This window comes from Aeribacillus sp. FSL M8-0235 (assembly GCF_038000355.1).
Lineage (GTDB): Bacteria > Bacillota > Bacilli > Bacillales > Aeribacillaceae > Aeribacillus > Aeribacillus composti.
The window spans coordinates 3470156-3485944 of sequence record NZ_JBBOBW010000001.1; the positions used below are offsets into that span (position 1 = coordinate 3470156).

The following is a 15789-nucleotide window of genomic DNA, read 5'->3' on the forward strand; positions in this document are numbered from 1 at the left end:
AGGATTTTGCAATTCTCTGCACTTTTATTTTGCAAAAAACACCTAACCTGTCTCACAGAGGGATTTTTCACGGAAATAAAAGGATAAATATACTGATGAGTTTCAATGATGGTTGTTTAGGAATCTTAAACAGGAACGACGTTTAGCTAAAAAATTTCTTGAAATATTCGTCAGTAGGTTAAAAAATGCGAAACCTCAAAAAAGATTGATCAAAAGCATTTGCAGACCAGAGGAAACTTTTATCGTACTGCCTGAAGGCCACATTTCGTATAGCCTTTTTAAACATCTACTCTACTATCGGAAATGACAAAATAACCGATGTTCCTTGCCCTTCTTCACTTTCAATTTTCATCGTCCCGTTATGTAAAGCAACAATTTGTTTGACGATGGAAAGCCCGAGGCCTGTTCCCCCTGTTTCTCTTGAACGCGATTTATCTGTCCGGTAAAAACGTTCCCCTATACGATCCAATTCTTTTTTCGGTATGCCTATTCCATTATCCCGAACGATAACAACAGCCCGCTTCTCTTTCTGATACAATGCAATGTTGATCATCCCGTTTTCGAAGGAATACTTAATGGCATTGTCAATCACATTACAAAAAACTTGATGCAGCCGGTTCATATCTCCCATAATGATGATTTCATCATCTAAATCTGTTTTGATGGATATATTCCTTTTCTTCAGCGCAGGCGCAAACAGTTCTAATGAATCAAGAATCAATTGGGAAAAGGCGATCGGCTCTGCTTCAAGAGTCATATCTTTGTTTTCCAGCTCATTTAATTGTAATAAGTCGTTTATGAGCTTCTGCATTCGCGTTGTTTCTTTATTGATGAGCAGAAGATGATTTTTCGCCTCTTCTTTTGATGAATAAGCTTCATCCAGCAAGATTTGCGTGTATCCTCCAATATATGTGAGAGGGGTTCTTAATTCATGAGCCACGTTGGATAAAAATTCTTTCTTGCGCTCGTCTTGTTTTTCAAGAGATTCCGTCATTTTGTTGAAGGCGCTCGCCAATTCTCCTATATCATCTGACGTTTGGATAGGAACTCTTTTAGAAAAATTTCCGCGGCTGATCTCTTTTGCAATCGTTTGAATAGTTCGCAGCGAACGAAAGATCGAATGAATTGAGTACGTGATAACAAAATAGATCAATACGAAAAAGATTAAACCGAACAAGATTAAAATCGGAATGCCTTTACTAAAAACCTCTGGTATTTCGGCTAAAGGAATATAAATATATATAAAACCTATTAAGTTCTGTTCGTGGGTTAGCGGGAATATTGCTCCGACAATCTTTCGATCCAATTCATGAACATAGCCCTCTTTAACTACGTATTGCCCGGATGAGAGCTTTTTCTCATCTTCTTGACTGATCAGATGTTTGTAATCAATTTGATACGGAAAATGTTGATGAAGCTCATCTAATTGATCAACAGCTATTACTTCATAAGGTGAAATGAGATTATACCATTCAATTTTTTCTTTAATATCTTCACTAAGCGAGCCGTAATGAAAGTGAGCAGCTGTCTGCTTTCCTTCAAAAATAAGCCGCTCTTTCACACTGCGAATGTAAAGCTCTTTATATAGGAAGTGAATGAACAGAAAAGAAAACAAGATGGAAAAAATAATGCTGATGAAAAAGAGCAGCAATACTTTTTGACTAACTGAAAAATGTTTTATTTTTTTCAAGACGGCACCTCAAACTTGTAACCGATTCCCCAAACGGTTTGAATTAGATGGCTGTGCTCCTTTAATTTTAGACGAATCGTTTTAATATGAGTATCAACGGTTCGTTCACTTCCTGCATAATCGGAATCCCATATTTGGTCAAGCAATTGACCACGTGTAAATACTTTTCCTTTATTTTTGGCTAAAAGGAATAATAGATCAAATTCTTTTTGTGTGAGCGCAAGCCTGCGGCCTTCAACAGTGGCAATCCGGCCTTGAAGATCAAATTGCAACGGTCCAATAGCTGCTATTTTTACATCGCTTGCAATTCGATGTGTTCTGCGAAAAATCACTTCCATACGCGCCAAAAGCTCTGAAGGATGAAAAGGTTTTACTATATAGTCATCTCCCCCAATCTTTAAACCTTTCACCTTATCTTCCTCATTCCCTTTTGCCGTTAAAAAAATGACTGGAGAATCAATTTGAAGATATTGCCGCATTTCCTCGACTAAAGTAAAACCATCAATGTAAGGCATCATGACATCAACGATCAGCATATCCGGGTTTTCCTTTTTTAATCTTTCAAGTGCTTCAAACCCGTCTTTTGCTTCCAAACATATATATCCTTCTCTTGTCAAATACGTTCTAATCAGCTTTCGCATCTTTTCTTCATCATCAACGATTAACACCTTTAAAGACATCAGCCACTTGACACCTTCTCTCAACTTAGTTAAATGAATTTTCTAATTTATTAATTATAACCAGAAATTATGAAATTTGTTTGAAGTTTTTCATAAATTTGTCCTAGTAAGCTCCGAGCGATAGAAAGGCAAGCAAATGTTTCACATGACTGTCCATCATGTTTAGACCTCCTGCGATTGGATTTGACAAATTGCCAATTTTAAAAGCAAAGGTCAGTAAATGAATGTAAGAAAGGAAACAAATGTAAAAAAATATCCAAATAGGCTTCATAGTTTTCACACAATTATACGCTAACCTTCAATTAGAACAATGACACTGAAAAAAGGATTCCGTCATGAAAAAATTATGGTATTTAATCGTTTTTTTGATGCTTTTTTGGACACATCCATCCAGCATCCATGCCGAAAGCACATTGCAATATCTGATTGATCAAGCTCCAGAGCACTCAATCGTGAGAATACCGAGAGGCGTTTATCATGAATCAATTGTGCTCTCAAAACCTGTTACGTTACAAGGAAATGGACAAGTAACCATTCAATCCTGCCGTAAAGAACCCGTCATCTCCATCAAAGGTCAACGCGTTTCAGTAAAAAACGTAACGGTCATTCAATGCAGCCAAGAGAAAAACGCTGCCGCTATACAAGTATCAGGAAATCATCACCGAATTGAACACGTTCATATTCGTACAAAGGGGATCGGGTTAAAGCTTGAACACGCCTATCACACCGTCATCACACAAAGCTCGATAAAAGGTGAAAAACAACATAACGGGATTGATTTATGGAAGTCAGAACAAAATGTCATTGAAAAAGTCAGAATCGAAAAAGTGAGAGATGGGATTTATATGGAGCAAAGCGATTATACAACGGCCGTCCAAAACCTCATCCAGCAATCAAATTACGGCATACACATTATGTATTCTGACCACATAACAATTCAAAAAAACATTTCCAAAAATAACGTGGCAGGAGCGATGGTCATGGAAACAAAGGGTGGAAAAATCGAAAATAATGAATTCATTTTTAACAACCGCAATGTTCATGCTCAGGGGATTCTTTTATTTGATGCGACAGAGACAAAGGTGGTTCGCAATAATATTTCTTATAATCGAGTTGGTATTTTGGCCGAAAGCGCCTCCAATAACCTTATTTTATCCAATGAAGTGCGTGGGAATTTTATTGGCATTCAATTCAAAGAGGCGAACGGAAACATCGTTTCAAACAATACGTTTATTAGCAATGTAAATGAAGCTCAAGCTTTGAGCAGCTCGGACAATGAAGTGAAAAGGAATTATTGGGACGCCTCTCTAAAGCTTGATGCCGATGGATCCGGTTATAGCGACATACCTTATAAAACGAATCCGTTCTTTTTAAGTTTGACGAAGGATATTCCAGAATACCAGCTGTTTTTCCATTCACCAGGCATGGTTGTATTGCAAAAATTATGGAAAAGTCCAGACAATGAAGCGATGACGGATGACTCGCCGCTTATGACAGCTCCAATACAAGATGAATCAAAGTCATCTTCTGGAGTGATCATTGTTTTCAGTCTTCTCTTGTTTTTAGGAAGCATTACTTTATGGAGGATAGGGAGGAAAAAAGAGGATGCGTAAAATGTATTTCATTTTCATGTTATGCGCTCTACTGATTATCACTGCTGCGTGCGGAAAAAAGGAAGTGTCGCCAAGAGCCATTGATGAAAAAAACGATAAATGCGCTCAATGTAACATGGCTGTAATGGATAATCAGTTTGCAACACAGCTTATTTTAAAAAATGGCAAAACATTCATTTTTGATGATATCGGATGTATGTATAAATGGAAAAGCGAAAATAAAAATGAAAACATCGAAGCGGAATTCGTCAGAGATTATCATTCGAAAGAATGGGTTGAATCTGATAAAGCAACCTACGTGTATGATCAATCGATACGGACGCCAATGGCCTACAACGTCATTTCTTTCCAAGATAAAAAAGATGCTGAAGCCTTCATATCAAAAAATAGCGGAAAAATATTAAACTTCGATCAATTGCAAGATCATAAATGGAAAATGAATAAAGAAATGATGGAAAAGAATATGCAGGATGGTCATACGGATATGAATGGCGACAGCCACATGGATGAGGGCAATGATCATTCACATGAATGAAGGGCAAATTTATAAGTGCCCTTTTTTTACAGTGGGAGGAATTATGCGGAACATATGGAAAGCCGAATGGCGTTTGACAATCAGGCAGCGTTCTTCTTACACGTTTGTGTTTCTATGGATTTTCGTTTTATCATTACTATTTTTGTTAGAGCGGAATAACCCTGCTCTCACAGGCTATACAAACATGACAGGCACAATCGCCAACATTGTGCTGTACATCGTACCACTGTTTATGCTGGTGGCTGGATCGTTTTCCATCGCGAATGAAATGGAAAATGCCCAGTGGAGTCTTTTATGCACGTATCCGTTGCCGACTATTGCCTATTGGGTTGGGAAGCTTTGCGGGCAATTGACCGCACAATCTGCCATCTTCAGCTTAAGCTTCAGTTTGAGCCTTTTGGTCGGCACTTTATTGGGAAGTTCATTATCTTTGAAATGGGTGCTCATTTTATATATTTTTTCTATCTCGCTAATATGGTTTTTTCTCGTCATCGGCTTGACCATTGGCTCGTTTTCAGAAACGAGATGGCAAGCTCTCATACTTTCGGTCGGCGTGTGGTTCTTTCTTATCATGATATGGCCGACTGCAGTCATTTCCGTTTTGAGCTTTGTCCCTTATCCGATGATAGCTCCGCTTTTAAAGGCATCTTTATTCTGTAATCCGGCGGAATTGCTCCGTATAGTATTTGTTGTTCAGCTTGACGGCGGAGCTGTTTTTGGACAATCATACGACGAGCTCATCTCTTTTATGCAAACAAAAGCGTTATGGGTGCTGTTCGTCTGTTATATGTTCATCTTTTCAAGCATCATGCTTGCATTTTCCGTCTGGAAGCTTGAAAGGAAGAAAAGACAATGACAACATTACAAGTCTCCGACGTTTCAAAAAAATATAAAACAAAAGTTGTGCTTTCTTCCATGTCACTGGAAGCAAAAAAAGGGGAATGCATCGTATTATGCGGCGGAAACGGAGCCGGAAAAAGCACGCTTCTTCGCATTTTGGCGGGTATTTCAAATCCGTCCTCCGGGGACATTGTTTTAAACAATATCAGTCTAATTAAAAACAGAAAAAACTATATCGAGCAGATCGGCTACATGCCTGATGATTTTCATGCTCAGCAATTCATGACGCTTCAAGAATTTTTATCATTTTATGCCAAACTGCGGAAAAAAGATCAATCATCTGTACAAGACATTTTAAAAAAAATAGGTTTGGAAGAATTTAAAAGAGAACTAGTGAAAAATGTATCAAAAGGAATGAGGCAAAGACTATTATTAGGACAAGCATTGTTAGGAAATCCAAAACTGCTCTTGTTAGATGAACCAACAAATGGTTTAGACCCATTTTGGATTGATCAGTTTGTCAATTTGATAAAAGAACAAAAGATGAAAGGCACAATCATCATTTTTTCCACTCATATGATGGATGTTGCCGCAGAAGCAGGCGATCAAATTCTGTTTATAAAGGAAGGCTCTATTATTGACCATATGAAAAATACGATTCACAAGGAAAAAACCGCATTGCAATTGTTGAGGTTATATCGACATGATCTATAAAAGTTTTGTCATTGCTTAAAAAAAGGGTGAAAAAAATGGAATTTGAAAGAATAGATGCAGTAGCAAAGGATTCAAAAGCATTCACTGATAAACAAACGAAAGCTTCTTTATATAAAACAGTCTGGAGATGGCATTTTTACGCAGGGATTTTTTTCGCACCGTTGATTATTTTTTTGTCTATTACCGGAGGAATTTACCTGTTTAAACCGCAAATTGAAAATTACATGTACCATGATCTTTATTACGTCCAACAAGGTCAGCAAAAAATTTCATCTACAGAACAGATTCATGAAGTGAAAAAGAATTATCCACATGCAAAAATTACAGGTTTTACACCTTCCTTTGCACCGGACAGATCATCTGAGGTTGAAATAATGGTGAACGGGGAAAGTATATCTGTGTTTGTCAATCCATACAACGGCGACATTATTGGAAAGTTAAATGAGAATGCACGCTTCATGGCATGGGTGAAAGATTTGCATAACGGTGAATTATGGGGCGGCACCATTGGAAACTGGTTAGTAGAGCTCTCCGCTTGCTGGTTCATTATCCTAATTATTACTGGTGTTTACTTATGGTGGCCGCGAAATAGAAAATCTCTTTTTGGGACATTGATTCCGCGAATAAACCTGAGTAAAAGAAACCGCACGTTTTGGCGCGATATGCATGCCGTTACAGCAATCTGGCTTTCTCTTTTTATCGTCGTACAATTGTTTTCTGGACTCATGTGGTCCGGTGTTTGGGGAAGCATGGCACATCGTATCGTTGATCCCATTTCCGGAAACCCGGAAGGAGATCAACCATGGGAAAAATATGCATTTCCTAAATCAACAATTCCAACAAAAGAAATAGCAGATGTTCCTTGGGCAGCTGAAAACTTACCTGTGCCCGAATCAAGTCCCAATGGGGTGAAAACAATTTCTGTTGATAAAGTTATGCAAATTGCAGAAAAAAACAACGTCCAACCGGGATATAGAATTGCATTTCCTGATGGAGAAACCGGTGTATATACGATCTTTTTAGATCCTGCTGACGTCTATCCTAACCGCCCACTGCCTTGGGCACAACAAACGCTGCATATAGATCAATACAGCGGAAAAGTTTTAGCTAAATTTGCATGGAGTGACTATGGTGCATTGGGAAAATTAATTTCACTAGGCATTGCATTTCATCAAGGAGAATTTGGATTCATTAGCCAGCTGTTCATGCTTGCATTAACTATTGGCATTATAATGATTGTTGTAAGTAGCGTTATAATGTGGTGGAAGCGAAAACCGAAAGGCAAATTGGGTGCTCCGGCTTTGCCAGAAAACTTTAAAATGTTAAAGGGAGTAGCCGTCATTGTCATTGTTCTAGGTCTTTTCTTCCCATTAGTAGGCGCGTCACTATTGATAGTGTGGGTTTTGGATTATTTCGTCATTAAAAGAATTCCCATTGCGAAACAGTGGATCGGGTAGAAAGCTAAATGGGAGTATCACACGAATAATGAATAAATTGTTATCAACCATTTACTGGCACCAGAGCCAATAAATCATTTCGCCTGTCAGCTCATCGATTGCATACGTCTGATTCCGTGAATCCCCGTCAAGGGAGGAAAGTTTTCAAGTTCGTGCGCGCTGGCAGGCGCCTTCAATGTTGGCACATGCTTTGCAGCAGCTACCCACTCTCCCATTTTACTGGAATAACAAGTATAACTCCTCTATCTCGTCCACAAAATTCAGGTAACTTCCTTTTTACAAAATTGACCTGAACAGCTGGCAATAGTTAGTCATGTAATGAGAGTCTCGTTCCTTCCCGCTTAAAAGGAGTTGGAGGATAGTTTCTTTTTCAGTTCATCTAGCTCTTCTTCAGTTAATTTCGTAACTGACATAATAACTTCCTGTTCTAGCCCTGAACGAAGCATGTCTATGGCTTCCTGTCGAACTCCTTCTTCCCGGCCCTGATTCAACCCTTTTTTCAATCCTTCTTCCATTCCCTTTTTCAGCCCTTCCTCCCATCCTGCTCGCCGTTCGCCTTGAAGGTTTGACAATTGGTCCCGCAGCCATTTCAAACGCATTTCGTATTCATAACGGTTTACCGGGTTGACGCTTAAGCTTTCCCATTCTTCCAGCGCTTCACGAATTTCCTGCTCATTCATCGCAAACACCTCCAGTTTCGATTTTTCACTTTTCGCCATCCACTGGAGACATGAAAAAAAATTTAGTTCATACCTCATTTCACATAAAATGAACTATTCTACTCATTGTCAAAAAAGTCATTCATCCAATAGTTTCTTCTTCAGCTCATCGAGCTCTTCTTCAGTTATTTTTGTAACCGACATAATAACTTCCTCTTCTAGCCCTGAACGAAGCATTTCTATAGCTACCTGTCGAACGCCTTCTTCCCGGCCCTGCTTCAACCCTTCCTCCCATCCTGCCCGCCGTTCGCCTTGAAGGTTTGACAATTGGTCCCGCAGCCATTTCAAACGCATTTCATATTCATAACGGTTTACCGGGTTGACGCTTAAGCTTTCCCATTCTTCCAGCGCTTCACGAATTTCCTGCTCATTCATCGCAAACACCTCCAGTTCACTGAGCATAAACTCATCGATTTTCCCCTTTTTGGCGTCTACTGCTGACAGCATCATCAGCCACGGATACTCTGGCAATCGTTTTATTTCTCTGTTATATTTCTTCCATTTTACCATAAACTGCTGTAAATCAATGACGTGAAATTCAAGGTGCGGACTCCAAAGAAAATGTTCTTCATCTTCTCGTATATGGAAAACCGTATGAAATCGCTCCGTTTCATGAGGAAAAAGCCGATAATTAAGGATGGTAATCATAAAGGTAGGGGGAAGCATGCTGTACGGCTGTCCTTTTGCTAATGACCGGGAGAAAACCCTCGCCCAGTAATACAAAATTCGTTCCGGTAAATCGTGCTGATTTACGATTTGAATTTCCACATTGATGCGCTCGCTTCGATCCGTCAGCACCAGTATATCAAGCCGGTTCATTTTTCCATCTTCTGTCTCTTTCGTCAGCTCTGTGCTTTCAAACTGAATATCGACAATGCGATCTGCCTCGCTCCGATGTAAAATCGCATTCAAAAAGGCAATGGTAAGCGACTTGCGGTTCGGGTTGCCGAACAGCTGCTTAAACATGAAATCTATCTTCAAATCGAGGTATTCTTTCATAGTGAAGATCGTCCTTTCGAGGGAGAATAAAAATAAGAGGAAAACATAAGAGGGGGAAAGATTAAAAATCGTAACAGCTAGGACAAGTATTAATATTCTTACCAAAAAGAACATATGTTCTGCAAATAATATAAAACTACCTATAAGAAATGTCAACCTAAAATTTCAAACTTATTAATAGGAATTTAAATAATGAAGTTTTTTACTAGATTTTTGAACGCTTCCAGCCGCTACAATTCAAAACAGCAGAGAAAGGCATTTTTTTCAGTTTTACTGTAAACGCTCAAGTAATGCTGTTAAAGCCTCACTGCATATCCATTGACCGTTCTGGCGGTCAATGGGACAGCATCTCAACCAAATCTTCCACCAAATGTCCTGAGTTTTGTGATGTATTTATTTAGATGAAGTTTGCAGCCAAACGATTTCACGACTTTTCCCGAACGTGAGCCATCTTCTTTTTTCATCATCTGTATCCGTATCATAACGGGCAGCATCCTCTTTATTTTGATTCTTTCACTAGACATATGGTTGATAGCCTTACTTGATTTTCAATACGGGTACAAGTCTCCTTCTTGCTAAACCAAATTTCATATCTCTCACCCTAGCATTCGGGTTTCATTCCCTCGATGAAAAAGAGGATGACAACGAAAAGTAATCAACGCAGCGGATTGGAGTGAAGCACCCCCTCTTATTTCTTCATAGTTCATCATTGGAAGTCATTAATCATCAAAGCATTGTAATCAAAGATTCTTCATGTTAGATTGTGTTTACAAACCAAATCCGACTAAATTTATAAATTTTATATTTGTCGACTGGACCACCTTAAAAGGGACCGTTCAGATTGCCTCTTTGGGAGACTATCCCATCATGCTGAGTTTTGAATTTAGCCGGTTATTGCCTACATTTCAATCAGTCTCCGATGGAGCATAACAATCGTTTTAAACGATGTTCAGCACAATCTTTTTTATTTCCGAATTAGCTTTTATACAGGAAGTCTTATACCAATCTCATAGCCTCCTTTCTTGATTTCATCAAAGTATGGAAATATATAAAAAAGGACACATTCCCATACTTTGAGGATTGTGTCCTCCGGTCATCCGGTCGGATATCATATAATACATATTAGTTTAGTCAGTTTTTTTGAAGAAATTTTATCATATGAAAATGAAAAGTAAACCACATGATGACCAATGATGAACAATGAAGATAAAAGAGGAAAAACATTTAGATTAAGAAAAAAACAGAAATGACGGAAACCTTCATCGTTCCGCTTGATACAGGTGTCCAAAAGTAATGCACTTCAATAAAAAAGACCTTGCCAGCCTCCTGAAATGTCCACCTTAAACCATATAGCGTAGGTAGAAAAAAATGCTGGCAAAGTCCAAGATTCATCGTCTTAAAGTTTTCGAATCCCATAAACTGAATAGCCGATACTAAAATTGTTCTAATGAGATTGATTGTCTTAAAGTTTCGAGCCCCTCTCGATCAATCAAATTTCAAAATGGTAGGGATTTATAGAAATCAGTCAAAAAATAGGCAGATAAAAATCAGAAGGTATAGCGGCATGATGTTTCTGATTGCTTGCCGAAGCTCTAAAAAATGAATGTAAATCGTATCAGACTGTCTGTTATTTTATCGAGTCTGGAGGAAGGAAAATCAGAAGAAGGAAGCAACCCCGCGAATTCCTGCTTCATCGATCTCCAGCCCGCTATCAGCAAGATCGTGCTTTGTCCGCTATCGCTTGGCTTATATAAGATCAACAAGCTTTTCCTGCTTCATTCTGTAAATGATGAATATCGTACTGATCGCGATCAATACAAGAAAGGTGCCGATTGTAAGCATAAGCGGATGAAGAATCGCAAACAGTTCGCCAACAAGGTATTTTAAAGTACAATAGCTTAGCAGCACAACGATCGGGACAAGCGAGCCGATCAATGTGATGTAGTTTTGTGCGATCCGTGAGAAAAATACTGAAAAGAGCGCCGCAACAATGGCAACAATATAAGTAGCAATCACCGTTGTGATGATATAGCCTTCAAATGTGAAGTCAAACCAAAAATGGTAAAAATTATAGAACGAATTGATGGAAAGCGGAAAAAAAGCTTGCGTACCATTCCCAAGATAGAAAAACCAAAAAATGACGATCTGCACAGTTGTGATCAATGCTGTGGCTGCTAAAGCAGCAAGAAGTTTTAAAGAAAACAAATTCCGACCGGTTTTCGTCGTGTATTGCAGACTGATCGCATTGTTTAGTCTGTCTGTAATATGAACGCGGCATGTTACCATGACAACGCTTATAATAATCAAAACCGTCCAAAATCGGGTGAGCTCATTGTAATTTTCATAGACAAGATATGGAAAAACAGAATTGACATCCTTGTTAGCCATGATTTGTTTTACACGTTCTTGCTGATCTTCATCGGTATAAGATTCAATATCCCTCCCTTTCGATTCATATTGTTCAATGATATTTTCGAATGCTTGCAGCTCCCAAAAAACATCTGCTTGATCAACAAACACGACTTTTTCATGAAAATCTGCATACTGTTTATTTGTTAAATCCAATTGTCGAAACTGTTCATATGTTGTAATGCCTAGTTTTTCCGCATCTTGTTGTGATTGCAAATAAGCATTGGCCTCGTCTTTTTTTTGCTTATACCAGTTTTTAAAATGTTGAAACTCTTTTTCGTCCATTTCATGCCCATATTTATTGATCATTTCTTTCGTAATCATAAACTCATCTTTTGCAGGCCGTCCATTAGGGAAATTTTCAAAATAAAAGCTTAAAAACAGCTTGTAAAACAGAAAACTGATGAACAAAATAAGCAGCAGCACCTTCCAATTGAACAATTTTCTTAGTTCGTATAAAAAAACTCTCAATATTCTTCCCCCTAATTTAATGGTTGCCGTTTAAATTTGTACATGCTGAAGAATCCTAATAGAATAAATATGACCGCCCACGCTGCTATCGTTACAGCTTCAAAATATGGAAACATCGTAAAAATGTTGTTTCCCATAAACCATACATGCGGATTCATAATTAAATAAAAAGGATTCACATGCATGATCAAGATAAATTTACTATTCAGTGAAACAACGCTTGGAAGCCATAAACTAACACCAGCGAACAGAGCAAATGTAAAGAAAACAAGATAGCTGTTTTTCAGCCATATAGATAAGCTGAAGGTGAGCAACATGTACAGCAGCTGGCTTAATAGTAAACAGCCGACAAATAAACAAACATACTGCAAGAATGATAGATTCCACCACGATATGTAAGGAAAAGGCGTTTCGCTATTAAAATAGCTGCTAATCGGCACAAACAGAAGATTAGAATAATCATAGACAGAAAAGTAAATGATCAATGTCGCTGCGATTAACAACATAACAGCACACACATTAGCGATTACACTTGCAGCAAGCTTGTCCCATAGCAAATTTCTCCCGCGTTTGCTCGTAAATGCAACAAAGAATGTACGGTGTTCAAACTCATAATTAGCTAACAATGCTGTGATTAAAACGACGAGGATCATTCCTTCAAAAGCGATCGCTCGGCCAAGCTTTTTAAATAACAGGGAGTGCATTTCATAGACTGATCCTAAATAAAAGAAATGGCGATGTTCACCGTTTTTCACTAGCTGCTGCAGCCGCTTTTCTAAAAGATTGGCTTGGTTCAGCACCGTTTCTTCTGCCTCCCCGCTTAATCCGTATTTCTTGATTTGTTGCCGGGCAAACTCTGTCGCATCCAGCTCGCTGTAAATATCATCGACGCTTTTAGCGGTTTCATAATATTGAGTGAACAAGTTGAGATTGAATAGCCTGTTTAATTCACGATCCGTAAGATGTTGGTACAGAAACGCTTCATGGCCTTTTATAAACTCATATGGAAACTGATACTGCTTCCCGCTTTTTGGATTCAGCTCATTCACCCATACCATTTCATGATCGATTTCTTTTTTCATACCTGCCAATGCTTCATCATCGATTTTCGTCCCGTATAGCTCAACTATGTTTTGTAAAACAGGTAAATTTTCCCGTTCATTTTTATGGTCGAAAATAATCAAACCATTCAACGCCACAAAAAATAATAGTAAAATGATAAAAATCGGCGACTTGACAACTTTTATTAATTCGTATTTGATCATTATGCCAGCGCTCCTTCTCCATATACATGAAGAAATACGTCCTCTAATGTCGGCTCAACACTTTTCCAATTTTCATTTGGCTGTTCGTCGCTAACAAACCGAAAGATCATCTGGCCATTTTCTTGCTTTTCCGAAATTGTTGCAAATCGCTTCCGAAAGATTTCTGCATCCTGAAAATCAGCTGCGGTCTCATAAATGCGGCCGGACAATAATTGGCATAATTCACGTATCGGCTTTTTATATAAAATCGTTTTATCTTTAATCATAATGATTTCATTGGCAATCGATTCGACATCAGACACAATATGCGTTGATAAAATAATGATCCGATCGTTTGCTAATTGGGTTAAAAGCTTGCGGAAACGGGCGCGTTCGGTCGGATCAAGACCTGCAGTGGGCTCATCAAGAATCAAAATCTTTGGATCGTTCAGCAATGCCTGGGCGATGCCGACCCGCTGAATCATCCCGCCGGAAAACTTCCTCATTTTTTTATGCATGACATCTTCAAGTCCAACGAGCTTTAAAAGCTCCGGTATTTTTTCTTTTGCTTCATGCTTTGAAATCCCTTTTAATGCTGAAAGGTAAAGCAAATATTTTGCAGGGGTGTAATGCTTGTAATATCCGAACTGCTGCGGCAAATAACCGAGAAGCTCGCGGTATTTGCTGCCGAGATGGATGATATTTTCTCCGTTGTAACGAATTTCTCCTTTTGTCGGAAAGATGAGTGTGACAAGCATTTTCATCAATGTTGTCTTCCCAGCGCCATTTGGAGCTAATAGTCCGTAAATTCCGTTGTCAAACTGTAAATGAACATTTTCAAGAGCAATAAAATTGCCGTAATATTTGGAAACATGGTCGACAATTAGCATCTTTACAAAACTCCTTTTATATTGGTTTTGACGAAAAACAGCTTAAGCTGATGAACATATATATACATCGCAGCCATCCCGATGATGATGTAAATAAAATACGGAACGTTTAACAAAAAGGCTTGATAAACATAGCTGTTCATGTAAGAAAGAAACAAGTTTGCGGCAATCCAGCTGATAAATAAAGCAATTTTCCCACTTTTTGTCGGTACATAAAGCAATACATACAAAAAAGCAGCAGCAAAAAGAAATAAAGATGCAACAGATAATAAAAAGGCAAAAGGAAAATGAATGGAAAACTCTGTTGCCAGCCAGAAAATGATGACTCCATTGGCGAGCATAGCGAAAATGCTGAACATGAACATACGGAATGCTGCTAATTGATACACATTGTATTTACAAGTCATTTCCACCTCAAACGCCGGCTTTTGCTTTTGGCAAATAAAAAAGAAAAAAACGATGACAAAATAAATAACAGGTGAAAAACAAAAGATGAATGTATATACATCCAAGGCTGTCCATGAAAAATATTCTGCTGTTGAAAGAACAAACATAGCAAAAACAGCGATAGTTAAAACAATCGTAAAAGCGATTTCCGTCAGATCACGAAAGACGTTGCGGAAACCGACTTCGCGATACATAGTGAACATATATTGCCAAAAGGAAGGCTTTTTGTTCATGCCTTTTGCAATAATCTTCTGAATTTCTTGTTTGATCTCCTTATCGCTAGGAAAAGGAATTTTTTCGTTATCAATGGCCATGGACATCCTCCTTTAACTGCTCATTGATTTTTCGCAATGTAGAATAATATTTCGTTTTTACGGTTGATTCTTTTATCTGGAGCTTTGCGGCAATCTCGGCAAATGTTTGGCCTGCAAAAATTTTCATTTGCACAATTCGTCGATTCTCATGATCAAATCGTTCAAGCAGGTTTAAAACCTGTTTTACCTCGTCCTTTTGTTCGATTGTAAAAAGCACATCATCACTTTCCCGCTGATCTGTTAACAAATTGACCGTTTTCTTCTGCTGTTTATATTCTTTCGAGCGATAGTAATCGATGATTCTCGCCTTTGCGATTTTATACAGCCATGTCCGGAACGCCGCTTTCCCCTCATAATGGTGAATGCCGCGCAGCATGCTGATGAAAATCTCCTGCGTCAAATCTTTCGCTAATTCTTGATCAAACGTTTGTTTAAATACGAACGCATAAATCTCTTTGTAATAATAAGAGATCAGCTTATTTGCCGCTTTTTCACTTGCCCGCTTCTGTATTGCTTTTATCCATTTCTTCTCTTGATCCATCGTGAAGCTTCACTTCCAATCCCAAAGCTCAAAACTTCTATCACTACCTATATATTCGCAAATAATAAATAAAAAGTTTTGCGAAAATCAAAAAAATTATTCAGCCTCTTTATCCAGATCCAGCCGCTAGCCTCTCGATTGTTCGGAGCTTTGCAGGCGACGCTTAACGACATATCCTTACTGATTGGACCGGTCTGCTTTATGCACACTAGCGAAAAAACGTTTC

The 15789-nt window shown here is 38.4% G+C and carries 14 protein-coding genes; 5 read left to right on the forward strand and 9 right to left on the reverse strand.

Going from position 1 to position 15789, the window contains the following annotated elements:
• Positions 1 to 286 precede the first annotated feature (286 nt).
• Positions 287 to 1690, reverse strand: coding sequence for a sensor histidine kinase (locus NSQ71_RS16865; RefSeq protein WP_066251154.1), 1404 nt, complete (start codon positions 1688 to 1690; stop codon positions 287 to 289).
• The gene (locus NSQ71_RS16870; RefSeq protein ID WP_063388886.1) at positions 1687 to 2370 is read right to left on the reverse strand and encodes a response regulator transcription factor; all 684 of its coding nucleotides are present in this window, start codon (positions 2368 to 2370) and stop codon (positions 1687 to 1689) included. The genes NSQ71_RS16865 and NSQ71_RS16870 overlap by 4 nt, the downstream gene beginning before the upstream one ends.
• Positions 2371 to 2705: 335 nt before the next feature.
• Here NSQ71_RS16870 and NSQ71_RS16875 point away from each other — a divergent pair, with 335 nt between their 5' ends.
• Genes NSQ71_RS16875 through NSQ71_RS16895 form a run of 5 tightly spaced genes read left to right on the forward strand, consistent with a single transcriptional unit; the run spans position 2706 to position 7529 of the window.
• On the forward strand, positions 2706 to 3983 hold the full coding sequence (locus NSQ71_RS16875; protein ID WP_311066599.1) for a right-handed parallel beta-helix repeat-containing protein: 1278 nt from the start codon (positions 2706 to 2708) through the stop codon (positions 3981 to 3983).
• Positions 3976 to 4518: a nitrous oxide reductase accessory protein NosL gene (locus NSQ71_RS16880; protein ID WP_117017157.1), complete on the forward strand. Its 543-nt coding sequence runs from the start codon at positions 3976 to 3978 to the stop codon at positions 4516 to 4518. Before NSQ71_RS16875 ends, NSQ71_RS16880 begins: the two co-directional genes overlap by 8 nt.
• A gap of 43 nt (positions 4519 to 4561) precedes the next feature.
• Positions 4562 to 5374, forward strand: a complete 813-nt coding sequence (locus tag NSQ71_RS16885; protein WP_340734283.1) for an ABC transporter permease — start codon at positions 4562 to 4564, stop codon at positions 5372 to 5374.
• The gene (locus NSQ71_RS16890; RefSeq protein WP_117017156.1) at positions 5371 to 6072 is read left to right on the forward strand and encodes an ABC transporter ATP-binding protein; all 702 of its coding nucleotides are present in this window, start codon (positions 5371 to 5373) and stop codon (positions 6070 to 6072) included. The genes NSQ71_RS16885 and NSQ71_RS16890 overlap by 4 nt, the downstream gene beginning before the upstream one ends.
• A 35-nt stretch (positions 6073 to 6107) precedes the next feature.
• Positions 6108 to 7529 carry a PepSY-associated TM helix domain-containing protein gene (locus NSQ71_RS16895; protein WP_311066600.1) on the forward strand — a complete coding sequence of 474 codons (1422 nt, stop codon included), beginning with the start codon at positions 6108 to 6110 and terminating at the stop codon, positions 7527 to 7529.
• A gap of 341 nt (positions 7530 to 7870) precedes the next feature.
• Here the strand turns inward: NSQ71_RS16895 and NSQ71_RS16900 are convergent, their stop codons facing one another.
• The 7 genes from NSQ71_RS16900 to NSQ71_RS16930 all read right to left on the reverse strand — a co-directional run bounded on the left by NSQ71_RS16900 (position 7871) and on the right by NSQ71_RS16930 (position 15563).
• Positions 7871 to 8209, reverse strand: coding sequence for a hypothetical protein (locus tag NSQ71_RS16900; protein WP_340734284.1), 339 nt, complete (start codon positions 8207 to 8209; stop codon positions 7871 to 7873).
• A gap of 117 nt (positions 8210 to 8326) precedes the next feature.
• Complete coding sequence (locus tag NSQ71_RS16905) at positions 8327 to 9247, reverse strand: Rpn family recombination-promoting nuclease/putative transposase (RefSeq protein ID WP_340734285.1); 921 nt, start codon at positions 9245 to 9247, stop codon at positions 8327 to 8329.
• Positions 9248 to 10993: 1746 nt separating this feature from the next.
• A complete protein-coding gene (locus NSQ71_RS16910) occupies positions 10994 to 12127 on the reverse strand; it encodes a hypothetical protein (RefSeq protein WP_340734286.1) in 1134 nt (377 codons plus the stop codon).
• A gap of 11 nt (positions 12128 to 12138) precedes the next feature.
• Complete coding sequence (locus tag NSQ71_RS16915; RefSeq protein WP_340734287.1) at positions 12139 to 13392, reverse strand: hypothetical protein; 1254 nt, start codon at positions 13390 to 13392, stop codon at positions 12139 to 12141.
• Positions 13392 to 14261 (reverse strand): ABC transporter ATP-binding protein, encoded by an 870-nt coding sequence (locus NSQ71_RS16920; RefSeq protein WP_063388897.1) that lies wholly within the window; start codon positions 14259 to 14261, stop codon positions 13392 to 13394. Before NSQ71_RS16920 ends, NSQ71_RS16915 begins: the two co-directional genes overlap by 1 nt.
• A 2-nt stretch (positions 14262 to 14263) precedes the next feature.
• Complete coding sequence (locus NSQ71_RS16925; protein WP_144597791.1) at positions 14264 to 15022, reverse strand: hypothetical protein; 759 nt, start codon at positions 15020 to 15022, stop codon at positions 14264 to 14266.
• Positions 15012 to 15563 carry an RNA polymerase sigma factor gene (locus tag NSQ71_RS16930; RefSeq protein ID WP_063388899.1) on the reverse strand — a complete coding sequence of 184 codons (552 nt, stop codon included), beginning with the start codon at positions 15561 to 15563 and terminating at the stop codon, positions 15012 to 15014. Before NSQ71_RS16930 ends, NSQ71_RS16925 begins: the two co-directional genes overlap by 11 nt.
• Positions 15564 to 15789: the final 226 nt, after the last annotated feature.

Coding starts and splice junctions, on each gene's coding strand:
- NSQ71_RS16920 (WP_063388897.1), bottom strand. CDS start 14,261: ATGCTAATTGTCGACCATGTTTCCAAATATTACGGCAATTTTATTGCT.
- NSQ71_RS16875 (WP_311066599.1), top strand. CDS start 2,706: ATGAAAAAATTATGGTATTTAATCGTTTTTTTGATGCTTTTTTGGACA.
- NSQ71_RS16905 (WP_340734285.1), bottom strand. CDS start 9,247: ATGAAAGAATACCTCGATTTGAAGATAGATTTCATGTTTAAGCAGCTG.
- NSQ71_RS16925 (WP_144597791.1), bottom strand. CDS start 15,022: ATGGCCATTGATAACGAAAAAATTCCTTTTCCTAGCGATAAGGAGATC.
- NSQ71_RS16900 (WP_340734284.1), bottom strand. CDS start 8,209: ATGAATGAGCAGGAAATTCGTGAAGCGCTGGAAGAATGGGAAAGCTTA.
- NSQ71_RS16870 (WP_063388886.1), bottom strand. CDS start 2,370: ATGTCTTTAAAGGTGTTAATCGTTGATGATGAAGAAAAGATGCGAAAG.
- NSQ71_RS16880 (WP_117017157.1), top strand. CDS start 3,976: ATGCGTAAAATGTATTTCATTTTCATGTTATGCGCTCTACTGATTATC.
- NSQ71_RS16890 (WP_117017156.1), top strand. CDS start 5,371: ATGACAACATTACAAGTCTCCGACGTTTCAAAAAAATATAAAACAAAA.
- NSQ71_RS16885 (WP_340734283.1), top strand. CDS start 4,562: ATGCGGAACATATGGAAAGCCGAATGGCGTTTGACAATCAGGCAGCGT.
- NSQ71_RS16915 (WP_340734287.1), bottom strand. CDS start 13,392: ATGATCAAATACGAATTAATAAAAGTTGTCAAGTCGCCGATTTTTATC.
- NSQ71_RS16895 (WP_311066600.1), top strand. CDS start 6,108: ATGGAATTTGAAAGAATAGATGCAGTAGCAAAGGATTCAAAAGCATTC.
- NSQ71_RS16930 (WP_063388899.1), bottom strand. CDS start 15,563: ATGGATCAAGAGAAGAAATGGATAAAAGCAATACAGAAGCGGGCAAGT.